General features: G+C 67.9%; 25 protein-coding genes. 15 read left to right on the forward strand and 10 right to left on the reverse strand.

Annotated features, from left to right (window positions below; genetic code table 11):
• Positions 1-915, forward strand: coding sequence for a DMT family transporter (locus tag AB4Z46_RS29125; protein WP_442287037.1), 915 nt, complete (start codon positions 1-3; stop codon positions 913-915).
• A gap of 198 nt (positions 916-1113) precedes the next feature.
• Here the strand turns inward: AB4Z46_RS29125 and AB4Z46_RS29130 are convergent, their stop codons facing one another.
• From AB4Z46_RS29130 to smpB, 4 genes are all read right to left on the reverse strand, one after another.
• Positions 1114-1497, reverse strand: a complete 384-nt coding sequence (locus AB4Z46_RS29130; protein ID WP_442287038.1) for a COG4315 family predicted lipoprotein — start codon at positions 1495-1497, stop codon at positions 1114-1116.
• Positions 1498-1544: 47 nt separating this feature from the next.
• Complete coding sequence (locus tag AB4Z46_RS29135; RefSeq protein ID WP_442287039.1) at positions 1545-2285, reverse strand: anti-sigma factor family protein; 741 nt, start codon at positions 2283-2285, stop codon at positions 1545-1547.
• A 13-nt stretch (positions 2286-2298) separates the two neighbouring features.
• Entirely contained in the window at positions 2299-2805 is a 507-nt protein-coding gene (locus tag AB4Z46_RS29140; protein WP_442287040.1) for an RNA polymerase sigma factor, read from the reverse strand.
• 65 nt (positions 2806-2870) lie between these two features.
• Positions 2871-3350, reverse strand: a complete 480-nt coding sequence (smpB, locus tag AB4Z46_RS29145) for an SsrA-binding protein SmpB (RefSeq protein ID WP_442287041.1) — start codon at positions 3348-3350, stop codon at positions 2871-2873.
• Between the two features lie 62 nt (positions 3351-3412).
• Here smpB and AB4Z46_RS29150 point away from each other — a divergent pair, with 62 nt between their 5' ends.
• Both AB4Z46_RS29150 and AB4Z46_RS29155 read left to right on the forward strand, forming a co-directional pair.
• Positions 3413-3859: a type II toxin-antitoxin system RatA family toxin gene (locus AB4Z46_RS29150; protein ID WP_442287042.1), complete on the forward strand. Its 447-nt coding sequence runs from the start codon at positions 3413-3415 to the stop codon at positions 3857-3859.
• On the forward strand, positions 3859-4191 hold the full coding sequence (locus AB4Z46_RS29155; protein ID WP_442287043.1) for an RnfH family protein: 333 nt from the start codon (positions 3859-3861) through the stop codon (positions 4189-4191). Before AB4Z46_RS29150 ends, AB4Z46_RS29155 begins: the two co-directional genes overlap by 1 nt.
• Positions 4192-4335: 144 nt before the next feature.
• Here AB4Z46_RS29155 and AB4Z46_RS29160 read toward each other — a convergent pair whose 3' ends face one another.
• A complete protein-coding gene (locus AB4Z46_RS29160) occupies positions 4336-4863 on the reverse strand; it encodes a DUF4124 domain-containing protein (RefSeq protein ID WP_442287044.1) in 528 nt (175 codons plus the stop codon).
• A gap of 171 nt (positions 4864-5034) precedes the next feature.
• On the opposite strand from AB4Z46_RS29160, the gene guaB reads away from it, so the two are divergent.
• The 5 genes from guaB to AB4Z46_RS29185 all read left to right on the forward strand — a co-directional run bounded on the left by guaB (position 5035) and on the right by AB4Z46_RS29185 (position 9514).
• The gene (gene guaB, locus AB4Z46_RS29165; RefSeq protein ID WP_442287045.1) at positions 5035-6504 is read left to right on the forward strand and encodes an IMP dehydrogenase; all 1470 of its coding nucleotides are present in this window, start codon (positions 5035-5037) and stop codon (positions 6502-6504) included.
• Positions 6505-6667: 163 nt separating this feature from the next.
• Positions 6668-6916, forward strand: coding sequence for a type II toxin-antitoxin system Phd/YefM family antitoxin (locus AB4Z46_RS29170; protein ID WP_442287046.1), 249 nt, complete (start codon positions 6668-6670; stop codon positions 6914-6916).
• Positions 6913-7347: a type II toxin-antitoxin system VapC family toxin gene (locus tag AB4Z46_RS29175; RefSeq protein ID WP_442287047.1), complete on the forward strand. Its 435-nt coding sequence runs from the start codon at positions 6913-6915 to the stop codon at positions 7345-7347. Before AB4Z46_RS29170 ends, AB4Z46_RS29175 begins: the two co-directional genes overlap by 4 nt.
• A gap of 9 nt (positions 7348-7356) precedes the next feature.
• Complete coding sequence (guaA, locus tag AB4Z46_RS29180; protein ID WP_442287048.1) at positions 7357-8970, forward strand: glutamine-hydrolyzing GMP synthase; 1614 nt, start codon at positions 7357-7359, stop codon at positions 8968-8970.
• Positions 8971-8980: 10 nt separating this feature from the next.
• Complete coding sequence (locus tag AB4Z46_RS29185) at positions 8981-9514, forward strand: 2'-5' RNA ligase family protein (protein ID WP_442287049.1); 534 nt, start codon at positions 8981-8983, stop codon at positions 9512-9514.
• Between the two features lie 12 nt (positions 9515-9526).
• Here the strand turns inward: AB4Z46_RS29185 and AB4Z46_RS29190 are convergent, their stop codons facing one another.
• Positions 9527-10441: a LysR family transcriptional regulator gene (locus AB4Z46_RS29190; RefSeq protein ID WP_442287050.1), complete on the reverse strand. Its 915-nt coding sequence runs from the start codon at positions 10439-10441 to the stop codon at positions 9527-9529.
• 129 nt (positions 10442-10570) lie between these two features.
• On the opposite strand from AB4Z46_RS29190, the gene AB4Z46_RS29195 reads away from it, so the two are divergent.
• From AB4Z46_RS29195 to AB4Z46_RS29220, 6 genes are read left to right on the forward strand one after another with little or no spacing between them, the layout of a single operon-like run.
• The gene (locus AB4Z46_RS29195) at positions 10571-11560 is read left to right on the forward strand and encodes a 2Fe-2S iron-sulfur cluster-binding protein (RefSeq protein WP_442287051.1); all 990 of its coding nucleotides are present in this window, start codon (positions 10571-10573) and stop codon (positions 11558-11560) included.
• Between the two features lie 27 nt (positions 11561-11587).
• Positions 11588-12844 (forward strand): aromatic ring-hydroxylating dioxygenase subunit alpha, encoded by a 1257-nt coding sequence (locus AB4Z46_RS29200; protein WP_442287052.1) that lies wholly within the window; start codon positions 11588-11590, stop codon positions 12842-12844.
• The gene (locus tag AB4Z46_RS29205) at positions 12841-13320 is read left to right on the forward strand and encodes an aromatic-ring-hydroxylating dioxygenase subunit beta (protein ID WP_442287053.1); all 480 of its coding nucleotides are present in this window, start codon (positions 12841-12843) and stop codon (positions 13318-13320) included. Before AB4Z46_RS29200 ends, AB4Z46_RS29205 begins: the two co-directional genes overlap by 4 nt.
• A 1-nt stretch (position 13321) precedes the next feature.
• Positions 13322-13687 (forward strand): chorismate mutase, encoded by a 366-nt coding sequence (locus AB4Z46_RS29210; RefSeq protein ID WP_442287054.1) that lies wholly within the window; start codon positions 13322-13324, stop codon positions 13685-13687.
• Complete coding sequence (locus AB4Z46_RS29215) at positions 13684-14661, forward strand: Bug family tripartite tricarboxylate transporter substrate binding protein (RefSeq protein WP_442287055.1); 978 nt, start codon at positions 13684-13686, stop codon at positions 14659-14661. Before AB4Z46_RS29210 ends, AB4Z46_RS29215 begins: the two co-directional genes overlap by 4 nt.
• A 26-nt stretch (positions 14662-14687) precedes the next feature.
• Positions 14688-15008 carry a non-heme iron oxygenase ferredoxin subunit gene (locus AB4Z46_RS29220; RefSeq protein WP_442287056.1) on the forward strand — a complete coding sequence of 107 codons (321 nt, stop codon included), beginning with the start codon at positions 14688-14690 and terminating at the stop codon, positions 15006-15008.
• Positions 15009-15042: 34 nt separating this feature from the next.
• Here the strand turns inward: AB4Z46_RS29220 and AB4Z46_RS29225 are convergent, their stop codons facing one another.
• The 3 genes from AB4Z46_RS29225 to AB4Z46_RS29235 are packed head-to-tail and all read right to left on the reverse strand — an operon-like array spanning position 15043 to position 18971.
• A complete protein-coding gene (locus AB4Z46_RS29225; RefSeq protein ID WP_442287057.1) occupies positions 15043-16437 on the reverse strand; it encodes an L-serine ammonia-lyase in 1395 nt (464 codons plus the stop codon).
• A 7-nt stretch (positions 16438-16444) separates the two neighbouring features.
• Positions 16445-17614, reverse strand: a complete 1170-nt coding sequence (locus AB4Z46_RS29230) for a M20 aminoacylase family protein (RefSeq protein WP_442287058.1) — start codon at positions 17612-17614, stop codon at positions 16445-16447.
• A gap of 22 nt (positions 17615-17636) precedes the next feature.
• Positions 17637-18971, reverse strand: a complete 1335-nt coding sequence (locus tag AB4Z46_RS29235) for a DUF3100 domain-containing protein (protein WP_442287059.1) — start codon at positions 18969-18971, stop codon at positions 17637-17639.
• Positions 18972-19087: 116 nt separating this feature from the next.
• Here AB4Z46_RS29235 and AB4Z46_RS29240 point away from each other — a divergent pair, with 116 nt between their 5' ends.
• Positions 19088-20026 carry a LysR family transcriptional regulator gene (locus tag AB4Z46_RS29240; protein ID WP_442287060.1) on the forward strand — a complete coding sequence of 313 codons (939 nt, stop codon included), beginning with the start codon at positions 19088-19090 and terminating at the stop codon, positions 20024-20026.
• Positions 20027-20096: 70 nt separating this feature from the next.
• Here AB4Z46_RS29240 and AB4Z46_RS29245 read toward each other — a convergent pair whose 3' ends face one another.
• Positions 20097-20789 (reverse strand): hypothetical protein, encoded by a 693-nt coding sequence (locus AB4Z46_RS29245; RefSeq protein ID WP_442287061.1) that lies wholly within the window; start codon positions 20787-20789, stop codon positions 20097-20099.
• Positions 20790-20939: the final 150 nt, after the last annotated feature.

Raw genomic sequence — 20939 nt, forward strand, 5'->3', positions numbered from 1 at the left:
ATGAGCAAACCTGGTTTGACTCATGGACGGGCCGTGTGGCTCATGGTCGGCGTCACGCTGATGTGGGCCACGGCCGGCGTGGTCACGCGTCACCTCGAGCATGCGCGCAGCTTCGAGGTGACTTTCTGGCGCAGCTTCTTCACCTTGCTGTCGCTGGCCGTGATCCTGCCGCTCTGGCAGGGTCGCGCGGTGTTCTCGAAGGTCCGCCGCGGCGGCCGCGAACTGTGGATCTCCGGCGTCTGCTGGAGCGTGATGTTCACGGCCTTCATGGTCGCGCTCACGCTGACCAGCGTCGCCAATGTGCTGGTGACGATGGCACTGGGGCCGCTGCTGACCGCGCTCGGCGCCAGGATCTTCATCGGCCACAAGCTGCCGGCCCGGACCTGGGCGGCCATCGTCGTGGCCGGCCTCGGCATCGGCTGGATGTACGGCACGCAGCTGGGCGAAGGGCAACTGCTCGGCACCCTGGTGGCGCTGTGCGTGCCGCTGGCCGGCGCCTGCAACTGGACCGTGGTGCAGCACGCCCATGCCAAGGGCCACGACATCGACCTGGTGCCGGCGGTGCTCATCGGTGCGGCGATCTCCACGCTCGTCACGCTGCCGCTGGCCTGGCCGTTCCAGGCCAATGCGCGCGACCTCGGCCTGCTGGCCTTCCTCGGGCTGTTCCAGCTCGCGATTCCCTGCGTGTTGTCGGTCTTGTGCGCGCGGGTGCTCAAGGCGCCGGAGGTGGCGCTGCTGGCCTTGCTGGAAGTCATCTTCGGTATCGCGCTGGCCTGGATCGGGGCCGGCGAGAAGCCCGAGCCCAGCGTGCTGACCGGCGGCGCGCTGGTGATCGGCGCGCTGGTCTTCAACGAGCTGCTGGGCCTTCGCGACCGACGCGAAGCTTCCAGGCGAGCCCTGCCGGCGGCGCACTGAACGGGCCCCCACGCTCCCCCACGTGGTGTGGGTCGCTGCCCCCCGAGGGGGCCGCAGGCCGCCTTGGGGCGGCCCGGCGCCGGCCTGGGCCCCCACGCTCCCCCACTTGGTGTGGGGCGCTGCCCCCGAGCCACGAATGAAAAAGGCCGGCGCATGGCCGGCCTTTTGCATGGACGCGCCCTTCAGGCGCGCCGGGCCTCAGGGGCGAGCCACCTTCCAGACGCCGTTGAATCCGTCGCCGGTCTTGTCGCCGGCCTTGGTGTCCTTCGACCAGTAGTAGAGCGGGGCGCCCTTGTAGGCCCACTGCTTGGCGCCGTCGTCGCGCACGATGATGGTGTAAGGGCCCATCGGCTTGGCCGAGTCGGCCACCGTCAGCGCCGGCCAGGCGGTGATGCAGGGACCGTTGCAGGCCGACTTGCCGCTGCCGACGACGTCGCGGTCGAAGGTGTAGAGCGTCATGCCGGTCGGGCCGATCAGCACGCCATCGGCGGTGCGGGTCGGAGTGTCCGGCGCCTTGCCGGACATGCTGCCGCAGCCGGCGAGCAGGGCAACGGCAAGAATCGAGGCGCTGAGCAGTTTCATGAAGATTTCTCCTTCGGTTAAAAAAAACGGAATGCAGCCCGGGCAGTCTATCCGCCGCCGCGGTCGAGCTGCCGGTACACCGCGGTGGCCAGACCCAGCAAGGCGTCGCGCGGCAACGCACCCGCCAAAGCGTAGCCGAAGCCGCGATCGACCCAGTAGAAGCTGGCCACCGGGCCTTCGGTCGCGAAGCGGAAGGCGGTCTCGCCCGACGCGGACGCTGTCGTGTCGGCCAGGCTCCCGACATAGAGCGTGACCCGTTCGCCGTCGGCCCGCTCGAACATGAACTGTGCCCTGGGGCCCTGGCTGCCCGGCAGCAGACGCCCACCGACCAGCGTGTAGCCCTGGGCCGACAGATCGGGCAGCTTCAACGGGCGGTCGAGGCGCTTGGAGAGCCACTGGATCAGGTGCTGCTGCTCGGCGGCAGCCACCTCGACCGGATGTCTTTTCTCGGGCGCGTAGACCGCGTGCGCGACGGCCGCCGCATGCACGAACTCGAAGGCGCCCGGTGCGGAGCGGGCCAGGCGGGCCGGGTCGCCGGTCGCTCGCAGCCAGTGGGAATTGCCCATCCAGCCGGCACCGAAGGCGATCGCCACGGCCGCCGCCATCCCGCCCCAGCGCAGCCAGCGGCCCTCGGCCGTACGCCGTCCGGGGACCTGTCCCGCGGCTTGCAGCAGCGCCGCGGGGACGGGCTCGTCGAGCACCTCGCGATGCAAGCGGCGCAGCGCGTCGCGCTGCGCCTGCCAGGCGTGCAGGTCTGCGTCGGCGGGGGGCGGAGGCGGGGTGTGCATGTCGGGAGGCCGGTTACTTGATCCGGTGCAAGGCGGCGCGGTTCGACACCGGCGGCACCTCGTCCATCAGGGCCTGCAGGCGGGCGCGTGCGCGCGACAGGCGCGACATCACGGTGCCGGCGGGAATGCCGAGCACCTTCGCGACCTGGGCGTACGAAAGATCCTCGAGCGCGACCAGCAGCAGCACCGCGCGTTGCTCCTCCGGCAGCAACAGCAGGCAGCGCTGCAGATCGATCGCCTGGTCGCGCTGCGAGTCGACGGCGCGCAGCTCGTGCGCCACGTCGTCGAGATCGACCGGGGCGAGGGCCGGCGCACGCCGCCGCTGACTCGCGAACAGGTTGTGCATGATCGTGAAAAGCCAGGCTCGCAGGTCGGTTCCCAGGATCCAGAGGCGCCACTTGCCGCAGGCGCGCTCCAGCGTGTCCTGCACCAGGTCGTCGGCCGCCCAGGCATCGCCGGTCAGCGCACGGGCATAGCGCCGCAGGCTCGGGATGTGGGGGACGAGGGCGCGTTGATCCATGGCTGTGTACCTGCTACACGAACGCCGCCGGCACGGCGTTTATTCCATGCGCCTCGAAAAAAACTTCAACGGCTGCGGCTCTTCATGGCGCGCTCGACCTCACGCTTGCCTTCGCGGTCCTTGATGGTGTCGCGCTTGTCGTGCTCCGCCTTGCCCTTGGCCAGCGCGATCTCGCACTTGACCTTGCCGGCCTTCCAGTGGAGGTTCAGCGGCACCAGCGTGTAGCCCTTCTGCTCCACCTTGCCGATCAGGCGACGGATCTGTTCCTTGTGCAGCAGCAGCTTCTTCGTGCGCACCGAATCCGGGTTGACGTGCGTCGAGGCCGAGCGCAGCGGGTTGATCTGGCAGCCGATGACGTAGAGCTCGCCATCGCGGATGACGACGTAGCCGTCGGTCAGTTGCACCTTGCCTTCGCGCAGCGACTTGACCTCCCAGCCTTCGAGCACCATGCCGGCCTCGAAGCGTTCTTCGAAGAAGTAGTTGTAGGCCGCCTTCTTGTTGTCGGCGATGCGGGAGGAGGGGTCTTGCTTCTTTTTGGTGGCCATGGTGTTTCAGGTGAGGGCTGCATGGCTTCAATACAATCCGTCGCGCACGCGGTGCCGATTCTATGAAAACAGTCCACAAGTCCGTTCTTATCTGGTACAGCGCCGAAGAGATGTACGCGCTCGTCACCGACGTGGCGAAATATCCCGAGTTTCTGCCGTGGTGCGACCGCGCCAAGGTCATCGAAGAGGACGAGCTCGGCATGACGGCCGAGGTCGGCCTCGCATTCAGCGGATTCCACCACAGCTTCACCACCCGCAACACCCATGTGGCGGGCCGCGAGGTGCATCTCAAACTGGTCGACGGCCCGTTCTCGAACCTCGACGGCATCTGGACCTTCACGCCGGTCGGCGAAGCGGGCGAGCGCGCCTGCCGGGTCGAACTCAACCTGAGCTACGGCTTCAGCAACTTCGCGTTGCAGGCGCTGGTCGGCCCGGTGTTCGACAAGGTCGCCTCGAACCTGGTGGAGGCCTTCGTGAAGCGCGCCGAGCAGGCCTACGGCGCTGCGTGATGCCCAGGATCACGGTCGCCTGTTCGCCGGCGCCGCGCGAGACCTTCGAGCAGGTCCTCGAGCTGGCCGAGGGCGCGACGGTCCGCGACGCGGTGCTCGCGAGCGGCCTGTCGCAGGCGTTCCCGCAATTCGACTGGGCCTCGACGACGCCGGGGATCTGGGGCAGGGCGGTCGAATGGACCCACATCGTGAGTGACCTCGACCGCGTCGAACTGTGCCGCCCGCTCACGGTGGACCCGAAGGTGGCGCGGCGCGAGCGGTTCCGCCAGCAGGGCGCGCGCGGTACGGGCCTCTTTGCGCACCGCCGAAAAGGCGGTAAGGCCGGGTACTGAGCTCGCCCCCAGGTTGCCCGCACTGCGTGTCGGGCGCCCACCCCCTACCGGGGGCAACACCGGCGGCCCGGCAAAGCCGGTTCCGCGGTGTTTCACGAACGGGCCTGTCTGCGCCGGCCGAGAAAGCGGTGAAGCGCAGGGAGCCTACTTGCAGTCGGCCGCAATGATGGATTGAAGGCGCTGTTGCTCTTTCGCGCGGGCGTCGTCGTCCATGATCTCGCGCTCGCCCTGGGCGTTGACGCGCGCCACGCGGATGCCGCTGTCCATGGTCGCCTTGCCCTGGCGCGCCCGGTTGCAGTTCTCGGCCCTGGCCTGCGCAAGCTTCTGGGCTTCGGCCGCCTGCTTGGCCTTTTCGGCCTCTTCGGCCTTGCGCGCCTTTTCCTCGAGTTCCTTGTCGACGCCGGCACCCTTGGCGCTGCTGGCGGGCGCGGGCGGCTGCGGGTCGGCCGCAGGGGCGGCAGCGACATCGGTGGCCGCTGGCGGTGCGCTGAAACTCAGCCGCTTGGGCGGCGGGCCAGGCCGGCGCAGGATGTTCTTTTCGGGCACCTCGGGCGGCGGGGCCTGGTCGCTGAAGACTTTCTTGTTGTCCTTGTCGAGCCACTGCCATTGGGCGTGCGCACCCAGGGGCAGCAGAAACACGGACCCGGCGAGGAGCAACTGCGCGAATTTCATGGGCGGAAGTTTAGCGCCGCCTTACGTTTTGCAACCTGACTACTGGCATTTTTGCAACGCTCAGTCCGGCATTGGGCCGCGCCGTGGGCCACCTGCGGGCCGGAAGCGCGAATCCCTTCGCCAGCCCGGGCGTCGGGCCGTCGTTACAATCCATCTTTTGGAGCTTCACCCATGCGCCTTCTCGGCAAAGCGCTCACCTTCGACGATGTGTTGCTGGTGCCAGCGTTCTCCCAGGTCCTGCCCAAGGACACCTCCCTCGCCACCCGGCTCTCCCGCAACATCACGCTCAATCTGCCGCTGGTTTCCGCGGCGATGGACACCGTGACCGAAGCCCGCCTCGCGATCGCCATCGCGCAGGAAGGCGGCATCGGCATCGTCCACAAGAACCTCACGGCCGCCGAGCAGGCGGCGCAAGTGGCCAAGGTGAAGCGTTACGAATCCGGCGTGCTGCGCGACCCGGTCGTGATCACCCCGAGCCACACCGTGCGCCAGGTGATGGCGCTGTCGGACCAGCTCGGCATCTCGGGCTTTCCGGTCTGCGACGCAGGCAAGGTGGTCGGCATCGTCACCGGACGCGACCTGCGCTTCGAGAGCCGCTACGACGTGCCGGTCAGCGAGATCATGACCCGCCGCGACCGGCTCATCACGGTGCCCGACGGCACCACGCTGGCCGATGCCAAGGCGCTGCTCAACAAGCACAAGCTCGAACGCCTGCTGGTGATCAACGAAGCCTGGGAGCTCAAGGGCCTGATCACCGTCAAGGACATCACCAAGCAGACCAGCTTCCCGAACGCGGCGCGCGATGCCAGCGGCCGGCTGCGCGTCGGCGCTGCGGTGGGTGTGGGCGAGGGCACCGAGGAGCGCGTCGAGGCGCTGGTCAGGGCCGGCGTCGACGCCATCGTGGTCGACACCGCGCACGGCCACAGCGCCGGCGTGATCGAGCGCGTGCGCTGGGTCAAGAACAACTACCCGCAGGTCGACGTCATTGGCGGCAACATCGCCACCGGCGATGCCGCGCGCGCGCTGGCCGATGCCGGCGCCGACGCGGTCAAGGTCGGCATCGGCCCGGGCTCCATCTGCACCACCCGCATCGTGGCCGGCGTGGGCGTGCCGCAGATCATGGCGATCGACAACGTCGCCACCGCGCTGCAGGGCACGGGTGTGCCGCTGATCGCCGACGGCGGCGTGCGCTACTCGGGCGATATCGCCAAGGCCATCGCGGCCGGCGCCAGCACCGTGATGATGGGCGGCATGTTCGCCGGCACCGAAGAGGCGCCCGGCGAGATCGTGCTGTTCCAGGGCCGCAGCTACAAGAGCTACCGCGGCATGGGCTCGATCGGCGCGATGCAGCAGGGCAGTGCCGACCGCTATTTCCAGGAGTCGAGCACCGGCAACCCGAACGCCGACAAGCTGGTTCCGGAAGGCATCGAGGGCCGCGTGCCGTACAAGGGCTCGATGGTGTCGATCGTCTACCAGATGTCCGGCGGGCTGCGCGCCAGCATGGGCTACTGCGGCTGCGCCACGATCGAGGACATGAAGAACAAGGCCGAGTTCGTCGAGATCACCACGGCGGGCATTCGCGAGAGCCACGTGCACGACGTGCAGATCACCAAGGAAGCCCCGAACTACAGGGCTGAGTAAATAGCCCCCACGCTCCCCCACTGCGTGTGGGTCGCTGCCCCCCGAGGGGGCCGCAGGCCGCCTTGGGGCGGCCCGGCGCCGGCCTGAGCCCAATTTGGCCAGATATTAGAAGTCAAGCCAGATTGCGCTAGAATTCGGGCCAGATTATTTTCTTCTGGCCCAAATGCAGTCCCTCGGCATCTCCGAAGCCAAGAACAACTTCTCGGCCCTGATCGACCTGGTCGAGAAGGGCGAAGAGGTGCGCATCACACGCCACGGCAAGGAAGTCGTGCGCATGCTGCCGGTGCGGCGCAAGCCGGTCATCACCGACGAGCAGATCGCGCGCGAACTGGGCCAGATCGACGCGCTCCACGCCACCATCCGGCCGGGTCCCGAAGTGCGCGCCTTGCGCGACGAAGGGCGCGCGTCATGACCGCCTTCGTGATGGATGCCTCGGTCACCTCGGCCTGGCTGCTGCCCGACCAGGCCAGCGAACACACCCGCAAGCTGTACGCCGCGATTCGCCGCGACGAGGTCGAACCGCAGGCACCCAATGCCTGGCAATGGGAGTGCGCGAACATCCTTGCCAATGGCGTGCGCAGCGGCCGCATTCCGCCGTCCGCGGTCGAAGGCCTGTGGAGCGTGCTCGACGCCATCCGCCATCGCGTCGAACTGCACGAACTGGCACCGGCCCAGCACAAGGCGGTGCTCGCGGTGGCCATCGATGCCGGTGTCTCGCTCTACGACGCGGGCTACCTGTGGCTCGCACGTTCGCTCGATCTTCCGCTCGCCACCTTCGACGAGCAACTCATCCAGGCGGCGCCGCAGGCGGGCGTCCGCCTCTTCGACATTTCAACGCTCTGAGTCTTCTCCATGCAACACGACAAGATCCTCATCCTCGATTTCGGCTCCCAAGTCACCCAGCTGATCGCGCGCCGCGTGCGCGAGGCGCATGTGTTCTCCGAGGTCCATCCCTGCGACGTGACCGACGAATGGGTGCGCGAGTTCGCCAAGGACGGCAAGCTCAAGGGCGTGATCCTTTCCGGCAGCCATGCCAGCGTCTACGAGGACACCACCGACAAGGCGCCGCAGGCGGTGTTCGAGCTCGGCGTGCCCGTGCTCGGCATCTGCTACGGCATGCAGACCATGGCGCACCAGTTGGGCGGCAAGGTCGAGGGCGGCCACAAGCGCGAGTTCGGCTTCGCGGCAGTGCGCGCGCGCGGCCACACCGAGCTGCTGCGCGACATCGCCGACTTCACGACCGACGAGGGGCACGGCATGCTCAACGTCTGGATGAGCCATGGCGACAAGGTCACCGAACTGCCGCCGGGCTTCAAGCTGATGGCCTCGACCGACAGTTGCCCGATTGCCGGCATGGCCGATGAAGAACGGCATTTCTACGCCGTGCAGTTCCATCCCGAAGTCACGCACACGCAGCAGGGCCATGCGATCCTCGAGCGCTTCGTGCTCGGCATCTGCGGTGCACGTCCGGACTGGGTCATGCGCGACCACATCGCCGAGGCGGTCGAAGCGATTCGCCAGCAGGTGGGCGACGAGGAGGTGATCCTTGGTCTCTCCGGTGGCGTCGACTCGTCGGTGGCCGCGGCGCTGATCCATCGCGCCATCGGCGACCAGCTGACCTGCGTCTTCGTCGACCACGGCCTGCTGCGGCTGAACGAGGGCGACATGGTGATGGACATGTTCGTCGGCCAGCTGCACGCCAAGGTGATCCGCGTCGATGCCAGCGAGCTCTTCCTGGGCAAGCTGGCCGGCGTGAGCGACCCCGAAGCCAAGCGCAAGATCATCGGCGGCGAGTTCGTCACGGTGTTCAAGCAGGAGGCGGCCAAGCTCACCAGCGCCGGCGCCAAGGGGGCGAAGTGGCTGGCCCAAGGCACCATCTATCCGGACGTGATCGAGTCGGGCGGCGCCAAGAGCAAGAAGGCGGTCACGATCAAGAGCCACCACAACGTCGGCGGCCTGCCCGAGCAACTGGGCCTGAAGCTGCTGGAGCCGCTGCGCGACCTGTTCAAGGACGAGGTGCGCGAACTCGGCGTGGCGCTGGGCCTGCCGCCCGAGATGGTGTATCGCCATCCGTTCCCTGGGCCGGGCCTGGGTGTGCGCATCCTTGGCGAGGCCAAGAAGGAATACGCGGAACTGCTGCGCCGCGCCGACGCGATCTTCATCGAGGAGCTGCGCAACTTCATCGACCCGGCCAGCGGCAAGAGTTGGTACGACCTCACGAGCCAGGCCTTCACGGTGTTCCTGCCGGTCAAGAGCGTGGGCGTGATGGGCGATGGCCGCACCTACGACTACGTGGTGGCGCTGCGCGCGGTGCAGACCAGCGACTTCATGACCGCCGACTGGGCCGAGCTGCCCTATGCGCTGCTCAAGAAGGTTTCGGGGCGGATCATCAACGAGGTGCGCGGGATCAACCGCGTGACCTACGACGTGAGCAGCAAGCCGCCGGCGACGATCGAATGGGAGTGAGCGAAGGGCGATGGACAGCCTGTTCTTCGCCCTTCAGCCGGATGCCGCCGCCGCCGCCCGGGCGGTCGCGCTCGCCGCTCGCTTGCGCGCCGACCATGGCCTGAGGACACCGCCGACCGGGATGGACCGGTTGCATGTCACCCTGTATCACCTGGGCCCTGCCGACGCGTTGCCCGACCTCGTGGCCCGTGCCCAACGCGCGGCGGCAACCCTGGACAGTCCGGCGTTCGATGTGAGCTTCGACCTGATCACGAGCTTCAAGGCCGGGAAGGGAAACAAGCACCCGCACGTCTTGATGGGGCGCCAGCCGATGCAGGCGCTGCAGGTGTTTCGCTTCAACCTGGGCGTTGCGCTGGGCGTGCACGGCGTGGCGGCCGACAAGCGAGCTTTCACGCCCCATCTGACGCTGCTTCGCGACACGCACGCCATGCCGGAGCAATCGGTGGCTCCCATTGCATGGACGGCGCGCGAGTTCGTCCTGGTTCGAAGTCTCATCGGCCAGGGCCGCCATGTGGTGTTGGAACGATGGCCTTTGCGGGCCTGAATCCCGCGCCGGTCAATCGCCATCCGCGAAGTTGTCGAACAGCAGGCCGCGCAGCCACTGGTTGCCCGGGTCGCGGTGCACCTTGGCGTGCCAGAAAAGGTTGATGGCGATCTGCGGCAGCGCCACGGGGTGAGGGCGCCACACCAGCCCGAAAGGCTCGGCAATGCTCTGCGCCAGGCGCTCGGGCACGGTGGCGATCATCTCGCTCGAGCGCAGGATGTGGCCGATGGCCACGAAGTGCGGCACCCGCAGGCGGATGCGCCGCTGGATGCCTTGCCCCGCCATCACATCGTCGGCCTTGCCGTGGCCGGTGCCGGCAGCCTGCACCAGCACATGGTCGGCCGCACCGAAGTCCTTCAACGACACGCTGCGCTTGCGCGCCAGCGGGTGCGTGCCCGAGAAGAGGCACACGTAGTTCTGGCGGAACAGACGGCGCTGGAACACGCCGGCCTTGAGCTGTGGCAGCAGGCCGATGGCGATGTCCACGTGGCCGGTCTCCAGTTCATCGCGCAGGCTGGTCGTGGTGTTGTTGCGCAGCGTGCTGATCGTCACGCCCGGCGCCGCGAGCGACAGCGCTTCCATGAGCCTCGGCGTGAAGTAGATCTCGCCGATGTCGGTCATGGCAATGGTGAAGCTGCGCGTGCTCGTGGCGGGGTCGAACACCACCTGCTGGTTGAGGGCCGTGTGCAGCGCGCCCATGGCATAGGCCACGGGCTCGGCCAGCTGCAGGGCGAACGGGGTGGGCTCCATGCCGCGCGCGGTGCGCAGGAAGAGCTCGTCGCCGAGCAGTTTGCGCAGTCGCGCCAAGGCGTTGCTGATGGCGGGTTGGGAAAGCCCGAGCGATGCGGCAACTGCCGACACGCGCTTCTCGGCCAGCATGCGGTCGAACACGAGCAGCAGGTTGAGGTCGATGTCCTTGAGCTGCATGCCTACCTTTATTCATATCGGTGATGAAGATGATTCACCAGATTCTATTGGTCAATTTGAATCGAGCCCGCATCATCCCTCCCCAGAGAGACACACCGGCCCCGAAAGATCGCCACGAGAACCCCGACGATGGATCTGCGCATTCACCCCCTTGGACACACCCTCGAGGTCCGCCCCGGCTCGAACCTGCTGGAGGTGCTGCGCGAGCACCATGTGCCGGTTTCGTACAGCTGCATGTCCGGGCGCTGCGGCACCTGCCGCTGCAAGGTGGTGTCGGGCCAGGTGCTCGATGCGGGGCAGGACGCCATCCGCCCCGACGCGCAGGGCGAGCGCTACGTGCTGGCCTGCCAGAGCACGCTGACCGAAAGCTGCACCATCGAGATTCCCGAGTCCGACGAGGTGGTGGTGCATCCGGCGCGCATCCTCAAGGCCACGGTGACCGGCGTCGACGTTCTCACGCATGACATCCGCCGGCTGCGGCTGAAGCCGAACCGGCCGCTGGAGTTCTCGCCGGGCCAGTACGCGCAGTTGCAGTTCGCGGCGGGCCTGGCACGGCCGTATTCGATGGCCGGCCTGAGCCGCGACGCGGAGCTCGAGTTCCATGTGCGCCGGGTGCCCGGCGGGCGGGTGACCGCGCACATCTTCGAACAGCTTCGCGTCGGCGACGCGGTGCGGGTGAGCGGGCCGCTGGGCACGGCCTACCTGCGCACGAAGCACGCCGGCCCCATGCTCTGCGCGGCGGGCGGCACTGGACTGGCGCCCATTCTGTCCATCGTGCGGGGCGCGATCGCGGCGGGCCTCACCCAGCCGATCCATCTCTATCTCGGTGTGCGCTCCGATGCCGATGTCTACGGCCTCGATGCGCTGCGCGAATTGCAGTCGCTCCATGCCGGCCTCAAGGTGCACGTGGTGGTCGTCAGCGGCCCCGCACGCGATGGCCAGCGCCTGGGCCTGATCACCGATGCGATCCGTGCCGACTGGCCCGGCAGCCTCGATGGCTGGCGCGCCTACCTTTGCGGATCGCCGCCGATGGTCGAGGCCGTGACCCAGTGGGTGCGCGGTCGCGGCCTTGCGCCCGAGAAGACCCATGCCGATGCCTTCTACCTGCAAGGCAGCTGAAATGAAAACCAGAAAAGGAGCCCTCCCATGACCGCCGAGGCCGTATTTCCCATTGCGCTGCGCTGGGAGAGCGACAAGACCAGCCGCATTCCCTTCATGGCCTATACCGACGAGGCGCTGCACAAGAAGGAACTGCAGCGCTTCTTCTACGAGAAGCACTGGTGCTATGTCGGCCTCGAAGCCGAGATTCCGAACCCGGGCGATTTCAAGCGCACGGCGATCGGCGAGCGGTCGGTCGTCATGTCGCGCGACGAGGAGGGCGCGATCCACGTTTTCGAGAACGTCTGCGCCCACCGCGGCATGCAGTTCTGCCGCGAGCGCCATGGCAATCGCAAGGAGTTCGTCTGCCCTTACCACCAATGGAACTACACGCTCAAGGGTGACCTGCAGGGTGTGCCCTTTCGTCGTGGCGTCAAGCAGGACGGCAAGGTGCATGGCGGCATGCCCCCCGACTTCAAGGTCGAGGACCACGGCCTCAACAAGCTCAAGGTGGCGTCGCGCGGGGGCGTGGTCTTCGCGTCCTTCGACCATGAGGTCGAGTCGTTCGAGGACTTCCTGGGCCCCGACATCCTGCACTACTTCGACCGCCTGTTCGACGGCCGCAAGCTCAAGATCCTCGGCTACAGCCGCCAGCGCATTCCCGGCAACTGGAAGCTGATGCAGGAGAACATCAAGGATCCGTACCATCCGGGCCTGCTGCACACCTGGTTCGTCACCTTCGGCCTCTGGCGCGCCGACAACAAGTCGGAGCTCAAGATGGATGCACGCGGCCGCCACGCCGCGATGATTTCCACCCGCGGCAACGCAGGCAAGGCCGCGCAGGTGACGCAGGTGTCGAGCTTCAAGGAGAGCATGCAGCTCAAGGACCCGCGCTTCCTCGACATCGTGCCCGAGCCCTGGTGGGGCGGGCCGACCGCGGTCATGATGACGCTGTTCCCGAGCCTGATCCTGCAGCAGCAGGTCAACAGCGTCTCCACGCGCCACATCCAGCCCGTGGGCCACGATGCCTTCGATTTCGTCTGGACCCATTTCGGCTTCGAGGACGACACCGAAGAAATGACGCAGCGCCGGCTGCGCCAGGCCAACCTGTTCGGCCCGGCCGGCTTCGTCTCGGCCGACGACGGCGAGGTGATCGAGTTCTCGCAGCAGGGCTTCGAGCAGCGGCCCAGTCATCGCACGCTCGCCGAGCTGGGTGGCCGCGAGGTCGAGAACACCGACCACATGGTGACCGAGACGCTGATCCGCGGCATGTACCGCTACTGGCGCGAGGTGATGGAAGCATGAAACTGGACGCTGACACCTTCCTCGAACTGGCGCGCCTCTACGCCGCCTATGCGCATGCCGTCGATTCGGGCCAATGGGACCTGTGGCCCGGATTCTTCACCGAGCAGTGCAGCTACCGCCTGCAGCCGCGCGAGAACCATGCCCGCGGCCTGCCGCTGGCGACGCTCTCGTTCGAGAGCCGGGGCATGCTCGAAGACCGCGTCTACGGCATTCGCGAGACGCTGTTCCATGACCCTTACTATCAGCGCCACGTGGTCGGCCTGCCGACCGTGCACGCGGTCGACGACGACGGCACGATCCACAGCGAGGCCAACTACGCGGTGTTCCGCACCAAGCTCGACGAACCCTCGACCGTGTTCAATGTCGGGCGCTACATCGATGCCGTGGTGCCGACGCCGGACGGACTGAAGTTCGCCTCGCGCCTGTGCGTCTTCGACAGCGAAATGATCCCCAACTCCATCATCTATCCGATCTGACATGCAAAAAGAACCCGAGACACACGGTGCGCCGCTGCGGCGCTTTGTCGACCCCGCCTATCAGCCTCTGTGCGCCAACCTCGCCGAGGTGCGCGAGAACATCGACGCACTCGACCGCAAGATCGTCGCGCTGCTGGCCGAGCGCGGCCGCTACGTGAAGGATGCGGCGCGCTTCAAGCGCGACGCTTTCCAGGTGTCGGCGCCGCAGCGCCAGCAGGAGGTGATCGACAAGGTCAAGGCGCTGGCCGAGAAGGAGGGCGCCTATCCCGAGGTGGTCGAGGCCTGCTACCGCGCACTGATCGCAGGGTTCATCGCCCGAGAGCAGCAGGACCATCTCGGAATGGTCGATGTGGAGGTGCGCGCATGAAGCACGTCAGCCTCCGGGCCCTCGCGGCCATCGCTTGTGCCGTGCTCGCCGGCAACGCCGCGCATGCGCAGGCGTGGCCGCAACGCCCGATCCGCATCGTGGTGCCGTTCGCGGCCGGCTCGTCGCCCGACATCCTGGCCCGCATCGTCAACGAAAAGCTCTCCGGGCGCATCGGCCAGCCGCTGATCGTCGACAACAAGCCTGGCGCCGGCGGCAATACCGGCACCGACCTGGCCTCGAAGGCAGCGGCCGACGGCTACACCTTCCTGCTGTCGGTGAACGCGCCGCTGGTCTACAACACGGTGCTCTACAAGACTCTGCCGTACGACCCCTTCAAGGACCTGGTGCCGGTGTCGCTGGCCGCCACCACGCCCAACGTGTGTGCGGCCTCAAACTCGATGAACGTCGACTCGGTCAAGGGCTGGCTCGCGGCCATGAAGCAGTACCCCGGCAAGTTCAACTTCGCGTCGACGGGCAACGGCTCGATCTCGCACCTGGGCGTGGAGCTGATCAAGCTCAAGACCCAGTCGTTCGCCGTGCACATTCCGTACGCGTCCTCGGGCCAGGCCGTCACGGCCCTCGTCCAGGGCGACGTGCAGTACGCCTGTCTGCCGCCGGTGACGGTGATGCCGCAGGTCAAGGCCGGGCGGCTCAAGGCCCTGGCCGTGACTTCGGCCGAGCGTTCGGCGCTGCTGCCCGATCTGCCCACGCTGCGCGAATCGGGCCTGCCCGACATCCAGGCCGTGCCATGGTTCGCCTACATGGCACCCAAGGGCACGCCGCCCGAGGTCGTGCAGCGCATGAGCCGCGAGATCGCGGCCGTCCTGAAGGATCCCGAAACGCAAAAGCGCTTGCAGACCGCGTACTTCGACCCCGTCGGCAGCACGCCCGAGGCGCTGTCCAAGTTCATGGACGAAGAACTGCGCCGCTGGAAGCCCGTGATCGAACGCGCCGGCCTCAAGCCGGACAACTGAAACTTGCTGCACAAAGGCTGAACGACATGCACACCGTGACATGGATAGACGCTGCCGCGGTCGAGGACGTGCCCACCGACGATGTGGTGGGCATCGACGTGCAGGGCAGGGACATCGCCCTGTACGGCACCGAGGACGGCATCCGCGCCACCGACAACATCTGCACCCACGGCCACGCGAGGCTGTGCGACGGTTTCCTGGAAGGCCACGAAATCGAATGCCCGCTGCACCAGGGACGTTTCGATGTTCGCACCGGCAAGGCGATGTGCGCGCCTCTCACCGAAGACCTGCGCACCTACCCGGTGAAGATCGAGGGCGGCCGGGTCTACCTCGCGTTCGAGCCATAGCGGCCCGGCCGGCCGCGGCGGCGATGGGTCTCGCTCAACACTCGACCACATTCACCGCCAGCCCGCCCAGCGAAGTCTCCTTGTACTTCGACTTCATGTCCTCGCCGGTCTGCATCATGGTCTTGATGACGGCGTCGAGCGACACGTAGTGGCTGCCATCGCCGCGCAGCGCCAGCCGCGCGGCGTTGATGGCCTTGACCGCGCCCATCGCGTTGCGCTCGATGCAGGGGATCTGCACCAGCCCGCCGACCGGGTCGCAGGTGAGGCCGAGGTTGTGTTCCATGCCGATCTCGGCCGCGTTCTCGACTTGGGCCGGCGTGCCGCCGAGGACGGCGGCCAGCGCCCCGGCCGCCATCGAGCAGGCGACGCCGACTTCGCCCTGGCAACCGACCTCGGCGCCCGAGATCGAGGCGTTGGTCTTGTAGAGCAGGCCGATCGCGGCCGCGGTGAGCAGGAAGTCGACGATGCCGTCATCCGAGGCACCGGCGCAGAACTTCTCGTAGTAGTGCAGCACTGCGGGGATCACGCCCGCTGCGCCGTTGGTCGGCGCGGTCACGACGCGGCCGCCGGCCGCGTTCTCCTCATTGACCGCCATGGCAAAGGCGTTGACCCAGTCCATGGCGGCGAGCGGGTCGGCCGCCCCGGCGCCGGCGTCGCGCGCGAGGAGTTCGCGGTGAAGCTGCGGGGCGCGGCGGCGGATGTTCAACGTGCCGGGCAGGCGTCCGGCGGCGCCCGGGTTGTCGATGCCGAAGCCGCGTTGCACGCATTGCCGCATCGCGGCCCAGAGCCGCAGCACGCCCGCGCGCACCTCGGCTGGCGGGCGCCAGGCGCTCTCGTTGGCGAGCATCAGCTGGGCCACCGACAGGCCGCGCTCCTGCGCTTGGGAGATCAGTTCGTCGCCGGTGCGAAAGGGGTGCGGCCAGACCAGGGCGCCGCAGGCCCCGGCGGGCGCCGGCTCGGCGCCGCCCTCGACCACGAAGCCGCCGCCGACCGAGAAGTAGCAGCGGTCGGCCAGGATGTTGTCGGCCGCGTCCAGTGCGACCATGCGCATGCCGTTGGGATGCTCGGCCAGGGATTGTTCGCCGAGGAAGCGAATGTCTCGCAGGGGGTCGAAGCCGATCGGCTGGCGGCCCAGCAGCAGCAGCGTTGCGGAACGCCGCATGGCCTCGATCCGAGGCTGCACCGCGGCCGGGTCGACGCTGTCCGGCGCTTCGCCGAAGAGCCCGAGGATCACGCCCACGTCGGTCGCGTGGCCGCGCCCGGTGGCGCCGAGCGAGCCGTGCAGGTCGACCCGCACCCGCGCCGTGCGCGCCAGCAGCCCATCGCGCTCGAGCGCGCCTGCGAACATCAGGGCCGCCCGCATCGGGCCGACCGTGTGGGAACTCGACGGACCGATGCCGACCTTGAAGATGTCGAAGACGGAGAGCATGGTCGGACTATGCAGCAGCCAGCTGCTGCTTGACCAGTGCCACCCAGTAGGCCGCACCCAGCGGCAGGATTTTGTCGTTGAAGTCGTAGTAGGGGTTGTGCACCGGCGGGTCGTTCGGACCTTCGCCGGCGCCGATGCCGATGTAGGCGCCGGGCCGCTTCTGCAGCATGAAGGCGAAGTCTTCCGAGCCCATCGCCGGCTTGATGTCGGTATGGACCTGCGCCTCGCCGACCAGGCTGGCGGCTGCGGCGACCGCGGCCGCCGTCTCGTCGACCGTGTTCACCACGCCCGGATAGCCACGCATGTACTTCAGTGCCACGCCGGCGCCGTGGGTCTGCGCCATGCCGGCGCAGATCTGGTTCATCGCGGCCTCGACCTGGTCCTGGATGGCCGCATCGAGCGTGCGCGCCGTGCCGCGAAGCACCACCGTCTCGGGCACCACGTTCCAGGTGTCGCCGCCGTGGATCTGCGTCACGCTGACCACCGCCGACTCGGTGGCGCCGACCCGCCGGCTCACGATGGTCTGCAGTGCGTTGATGAGCTGGGCCGAGATCATCACCGGGTCGATGCCGGTTTCGGGCATCGCGCCATGGCAGCCGCGGCCGGTGATCACGATCTCGAAAGTGTCGAGGTAGGCGGTCATGGTGCCGGTGCGGATCCCGAACTGGCCACGCGGCATGCCGGGGAAGTTGTGCATGCCGTAGACCGCGTCCGCCGGGAACCGGTCGAACAGGCCTTCCTCGACCATCTTGCGCCCGCCGCCTTCGTTCTCCTCGGCAGGCTGGAAAATGAAGTGCACGGTGCCGCGAAAAGGCTTGTGACGGGCCAGGTGATCGGCGGCGCCGAGCAGCATCGCGGTGTGGCCGTCGTGGCCGCAGCCGTGCATCTTGCCGGCGCAGGTCGACTTGTGGGCGCGCTCGCCGAGCTCCGTCATGTTGAGCGCGTCGAGGTCGGCGCGCAGCGCGATGCTGGGGCCTTCGCCGTTCGTCAGGGTGCCGACCACGCCGGTGCCGGCCAGGCCCCGGTGCGCCGGAATGCCCATCAGCATCAGGGCGTTGGCGACCACGTTGGCGGTGCGGTGCTCCTCGAAGGCGGTCTCGGGGTTGGCGTGGATGTCGTGGCGCCAGGCCAGCATTCGTGCGCGCGTTTCTTCGGCAATCTCGGGTTCGAGGTACATGGGCAGTCCGTTGGGGTGGGGATCAGTGAAAGAACTCGGCGATCAGCGTCGCGCCGAGGAAGGTGCCGGCGGTCGCGGTCAGCGACACCACCACGATGCGCCAGCCGAGCCGGCGGAACATCGGCAGGTCCTTGGCGACGGAGAAGCCGGCCAGCGCCAGCACCGGCGTCGTGAAGGCAAGGAAGTTGAGCTTGGCGGTGACGGCGATCAGCGCATCGGAGAACGGCAGCAGGCCGGGAATGCCGGCCACGGTGGCCACGATCGACAGCACCAGCACCATCGGCATCTTCGGGACCACCCGCTTGACCAGCCCGACCACCAGCACCACGGCGATGACCGCCGCCATGCCGATCAGCGACTGGAGCAGCGGCACCTTGAACGACAGCAGGTTGCCGATCATCACGCCGACGGTCATCACCACCCAGGCGACCAGGTTGTCGGCGAAGCGCAGCTCCGGTGCCGCGACGCCCGTCATGTCGGCGAGCACTTCGGTGTCGGCCTCCTGGCGCTTCGAAAAGCGCCCCAGCACCGGTTCGAGCCTGTCGTAGAGCCAGGAGCACAGCGGCAGCGACAGGAACAGGGTGAAGTAGAAGCCGACCACGGTGGTGAGCAGGTTCGATGCGGCTGCGATGGCGGTCAGCTGCTTGACCATCTCGGGCGGCTGCTGGGCGCTGATGGCGCCGATCGCGGCGGCCATCAGGCTGCCCGAGCCGACGCCGGCGCCCATCGCGAGCGAGCGCGGATCGAAGAGGTTCAGGCTGGTGACGAAGCCCGCGAGCACTGCGATGAAGAGGGCGCCGAGCACCGTGCCGGTGATGTACTCGGCCAGTACGCCGCGGCCTTCGGCCGAGGCCATGCCGTACTTCTCTCCGATGATGGCCAGATTGCCCTCGCGTCCGACCGAAAAGGTGGCGCCCACCGCCTCGCGCTTGATGCCGAGCAGCAAGGCCAGCGGCAGGCCGAGCGCCAGGGTGCCGAAGGCATGGCCGAACTCCTGGAACACCAGCGCCCAGCCGGCCTGGCGCACATAGGGCAGGGCGGCGCCGACCGTGAGGCCGAGCTTGACGATGAAGAGCAGCAGGCCGGCATTGAGCAGGCCGCCCGCGTAGGACTGCAGGCCGGTGTGGATGCGTGCGGCCGACGGGATCCGGCGGGCGGCGATGCCCCATGCGGCTGCGATCAGCAAGGCCCACAGCATCGGCAGCAGCACCACCTTGCCGGGGCCCAGCTTGAACTGCGCGGAGCCGATCAGTTCGGCGACGGCGACGACGATCAAGGCCACGGCGACGAGCTTGAGCTTGCCCGGGGCGGATGAATCCAACGGTTCGGGCGCGAGCGCAGCGGCGGCGGAGGTCATGGAAGTTCGGTCTTCTGAGTGGGGGATGCAGGAGTCTCAAAGAAAGCAGTCATTGCATCAATGACTAAAATTCAGGATCTTTGTTGCATTGAATGCAACGCTCATGGGGAGGCGGGATGGACGACAAGCTGGACACGCGGCGCTTGCGCTATTTCATGCAGGTGCTGGAAAGCGGATCCGTCCGGGGTGCCGCCGAGGTGCTCGACATGGACCCGTCGGCCGTCAGCCGGGCGGTCGGCCTGCTCGAAAAGGAATGCGGCACGCTGCTGCTCGAGCGGCGCGGACGCGGCGTGGCGCCGACCGACGCCGGCGAATTGCTGGCGGTCTATCTGCGCCGCCAGCAGAGCCAGAAGCAGCACCTGCTGGCGCAGATGGATGCGATCCGCAAGGTCGAGCGGGGCCACATCGACATCGTCGCCGGCGAGGGCTACGTCGACTGGCTGATGCGCAACAGCCTGCAGGCCTTCATGCGCGCGCACCCGGCGATCACGGTCTCGCTGGAGGTCGGCAGCAGTGACGAGATCGTGCGGCGGGTGATCGACGAGCGTGCCCACATCGGCCTCCTGTTCCAGCCGCCGAAGGACGAGCGGCTGCGCTCGCACCACTCGCACCCACAGCCGATCCAGGCGCTGGTGCTCGAGACGCATCCGCTGGCACGCCTGGGCCGGCCGCTCAAGCTGGCCGACCTGCTGCCGTATCCGGGCGCCACGCTGCAGCGGAGTTTCGGGGTGCGCCAGCACATCGAGGCGGCCGAGATCGGCGAGGGGGTGCGCCTGCCGACGCTGCTCACGACCACCTCGTTCAGTGCGCTCGGCTATTTCGTCGTCGCCGGCCTGGGCTATGCGCTCAGCACCCGGATGTCGCTGCCGCCGCACCTCGACATACCGGAGGTCGTGGAGTTGCCGATGAAGAATCCGTTGCTGCACCAGGGCCGCTCGCACGTGATCTCGCGCCACGGCCGCATGCTGGCCCCCGCCGCGACGGAGTTGCTGCGCCGGATCGTGAGCGACATGGCCCGCACGATGGGCGAGGCGGCGCGCGCGCCTGCCAGCTGATCCCGGGCGACCGGGTCGGTGCAAGGCCGTTCGGGCGCTTCGGCCTCGTCGAACGGCAAGCCCCGCATGCTCAACAGCTGCTGCCCAACTGGGTCTTGCTTTGCGTGAGCGGCCTGACGCCATGCGCCAGCAACGGTCGAACCACCCGGGCGGCGAAGGCTTCCAGGTCGGCCTCCGTGTCGTGCCCGTTGGCGGACACTTCGAAGGCCTGCTTTCCGCCGGGCAGGCTCCAGCGCTCGATCTTGATGTGCTCGGAGGTCATGCGCAGCATGCTGCTTGCACAGTCCAGCGGCTGGGCCATGAACCGGGCCGGCAGGAGGTCGGCCATGTGGCCGCCGACCTCGCAGCTGCGCGAGTAGTTCTTCTTCGGCACGCCCTCGACGCTCCAGCCGACGTCGACCTCGTTCTGACGCTTCGCCTCGACCTTGAACGGGCAGCGCCAGTCGGCCTGCGGCCCGTGGGCCGGAAAGGCGACGGGACTGCGCAGCTTGTACATCGATTCCATTCGGCCTTCCGAGAGCCGCTCGCGGGCGATCGCGCGGGCGCCTTCGGGCGCGCCGGACGGCTGCTTCACCGCGAAGTACCGGACCACGAAGGTCTTGCGCTTCCCGTCGGGAAGCCGCAGGGTCTCGGCGATCGCCTCGAGCGTACCGGGGCCGCCCTCGGCGGGATCCCAGCGGATCGCGAACTCCGCATCGCCCGCCGCCAGTGCCGCGTTGGCCAGGAGCAGCGATGCCACCGCCCACCCGATGCGCGCCATCACGGCTCAGCCCTTCGCCTTGTGCTTGTCCGGCTTGTCCTTGTGCGCCTCGTTGCTGCCGTCGAGCACCAGCTGATGCGGATCGAGCTGGCGCTTCTGCAGGTCGCGCAGCAGGCCCGCATCGCTCAGGTCGATCTTGTGCGAGGACTCCCA

The sequence above is a fragment of the Variovorax sp. M-6 genome (assembly GCF_052114385.1).
GTDB lineage: Bacteria > Pseudomonadota > Gammaproteobacteria > Burkholderiales > Burkholderiaceae_C > Variovorax.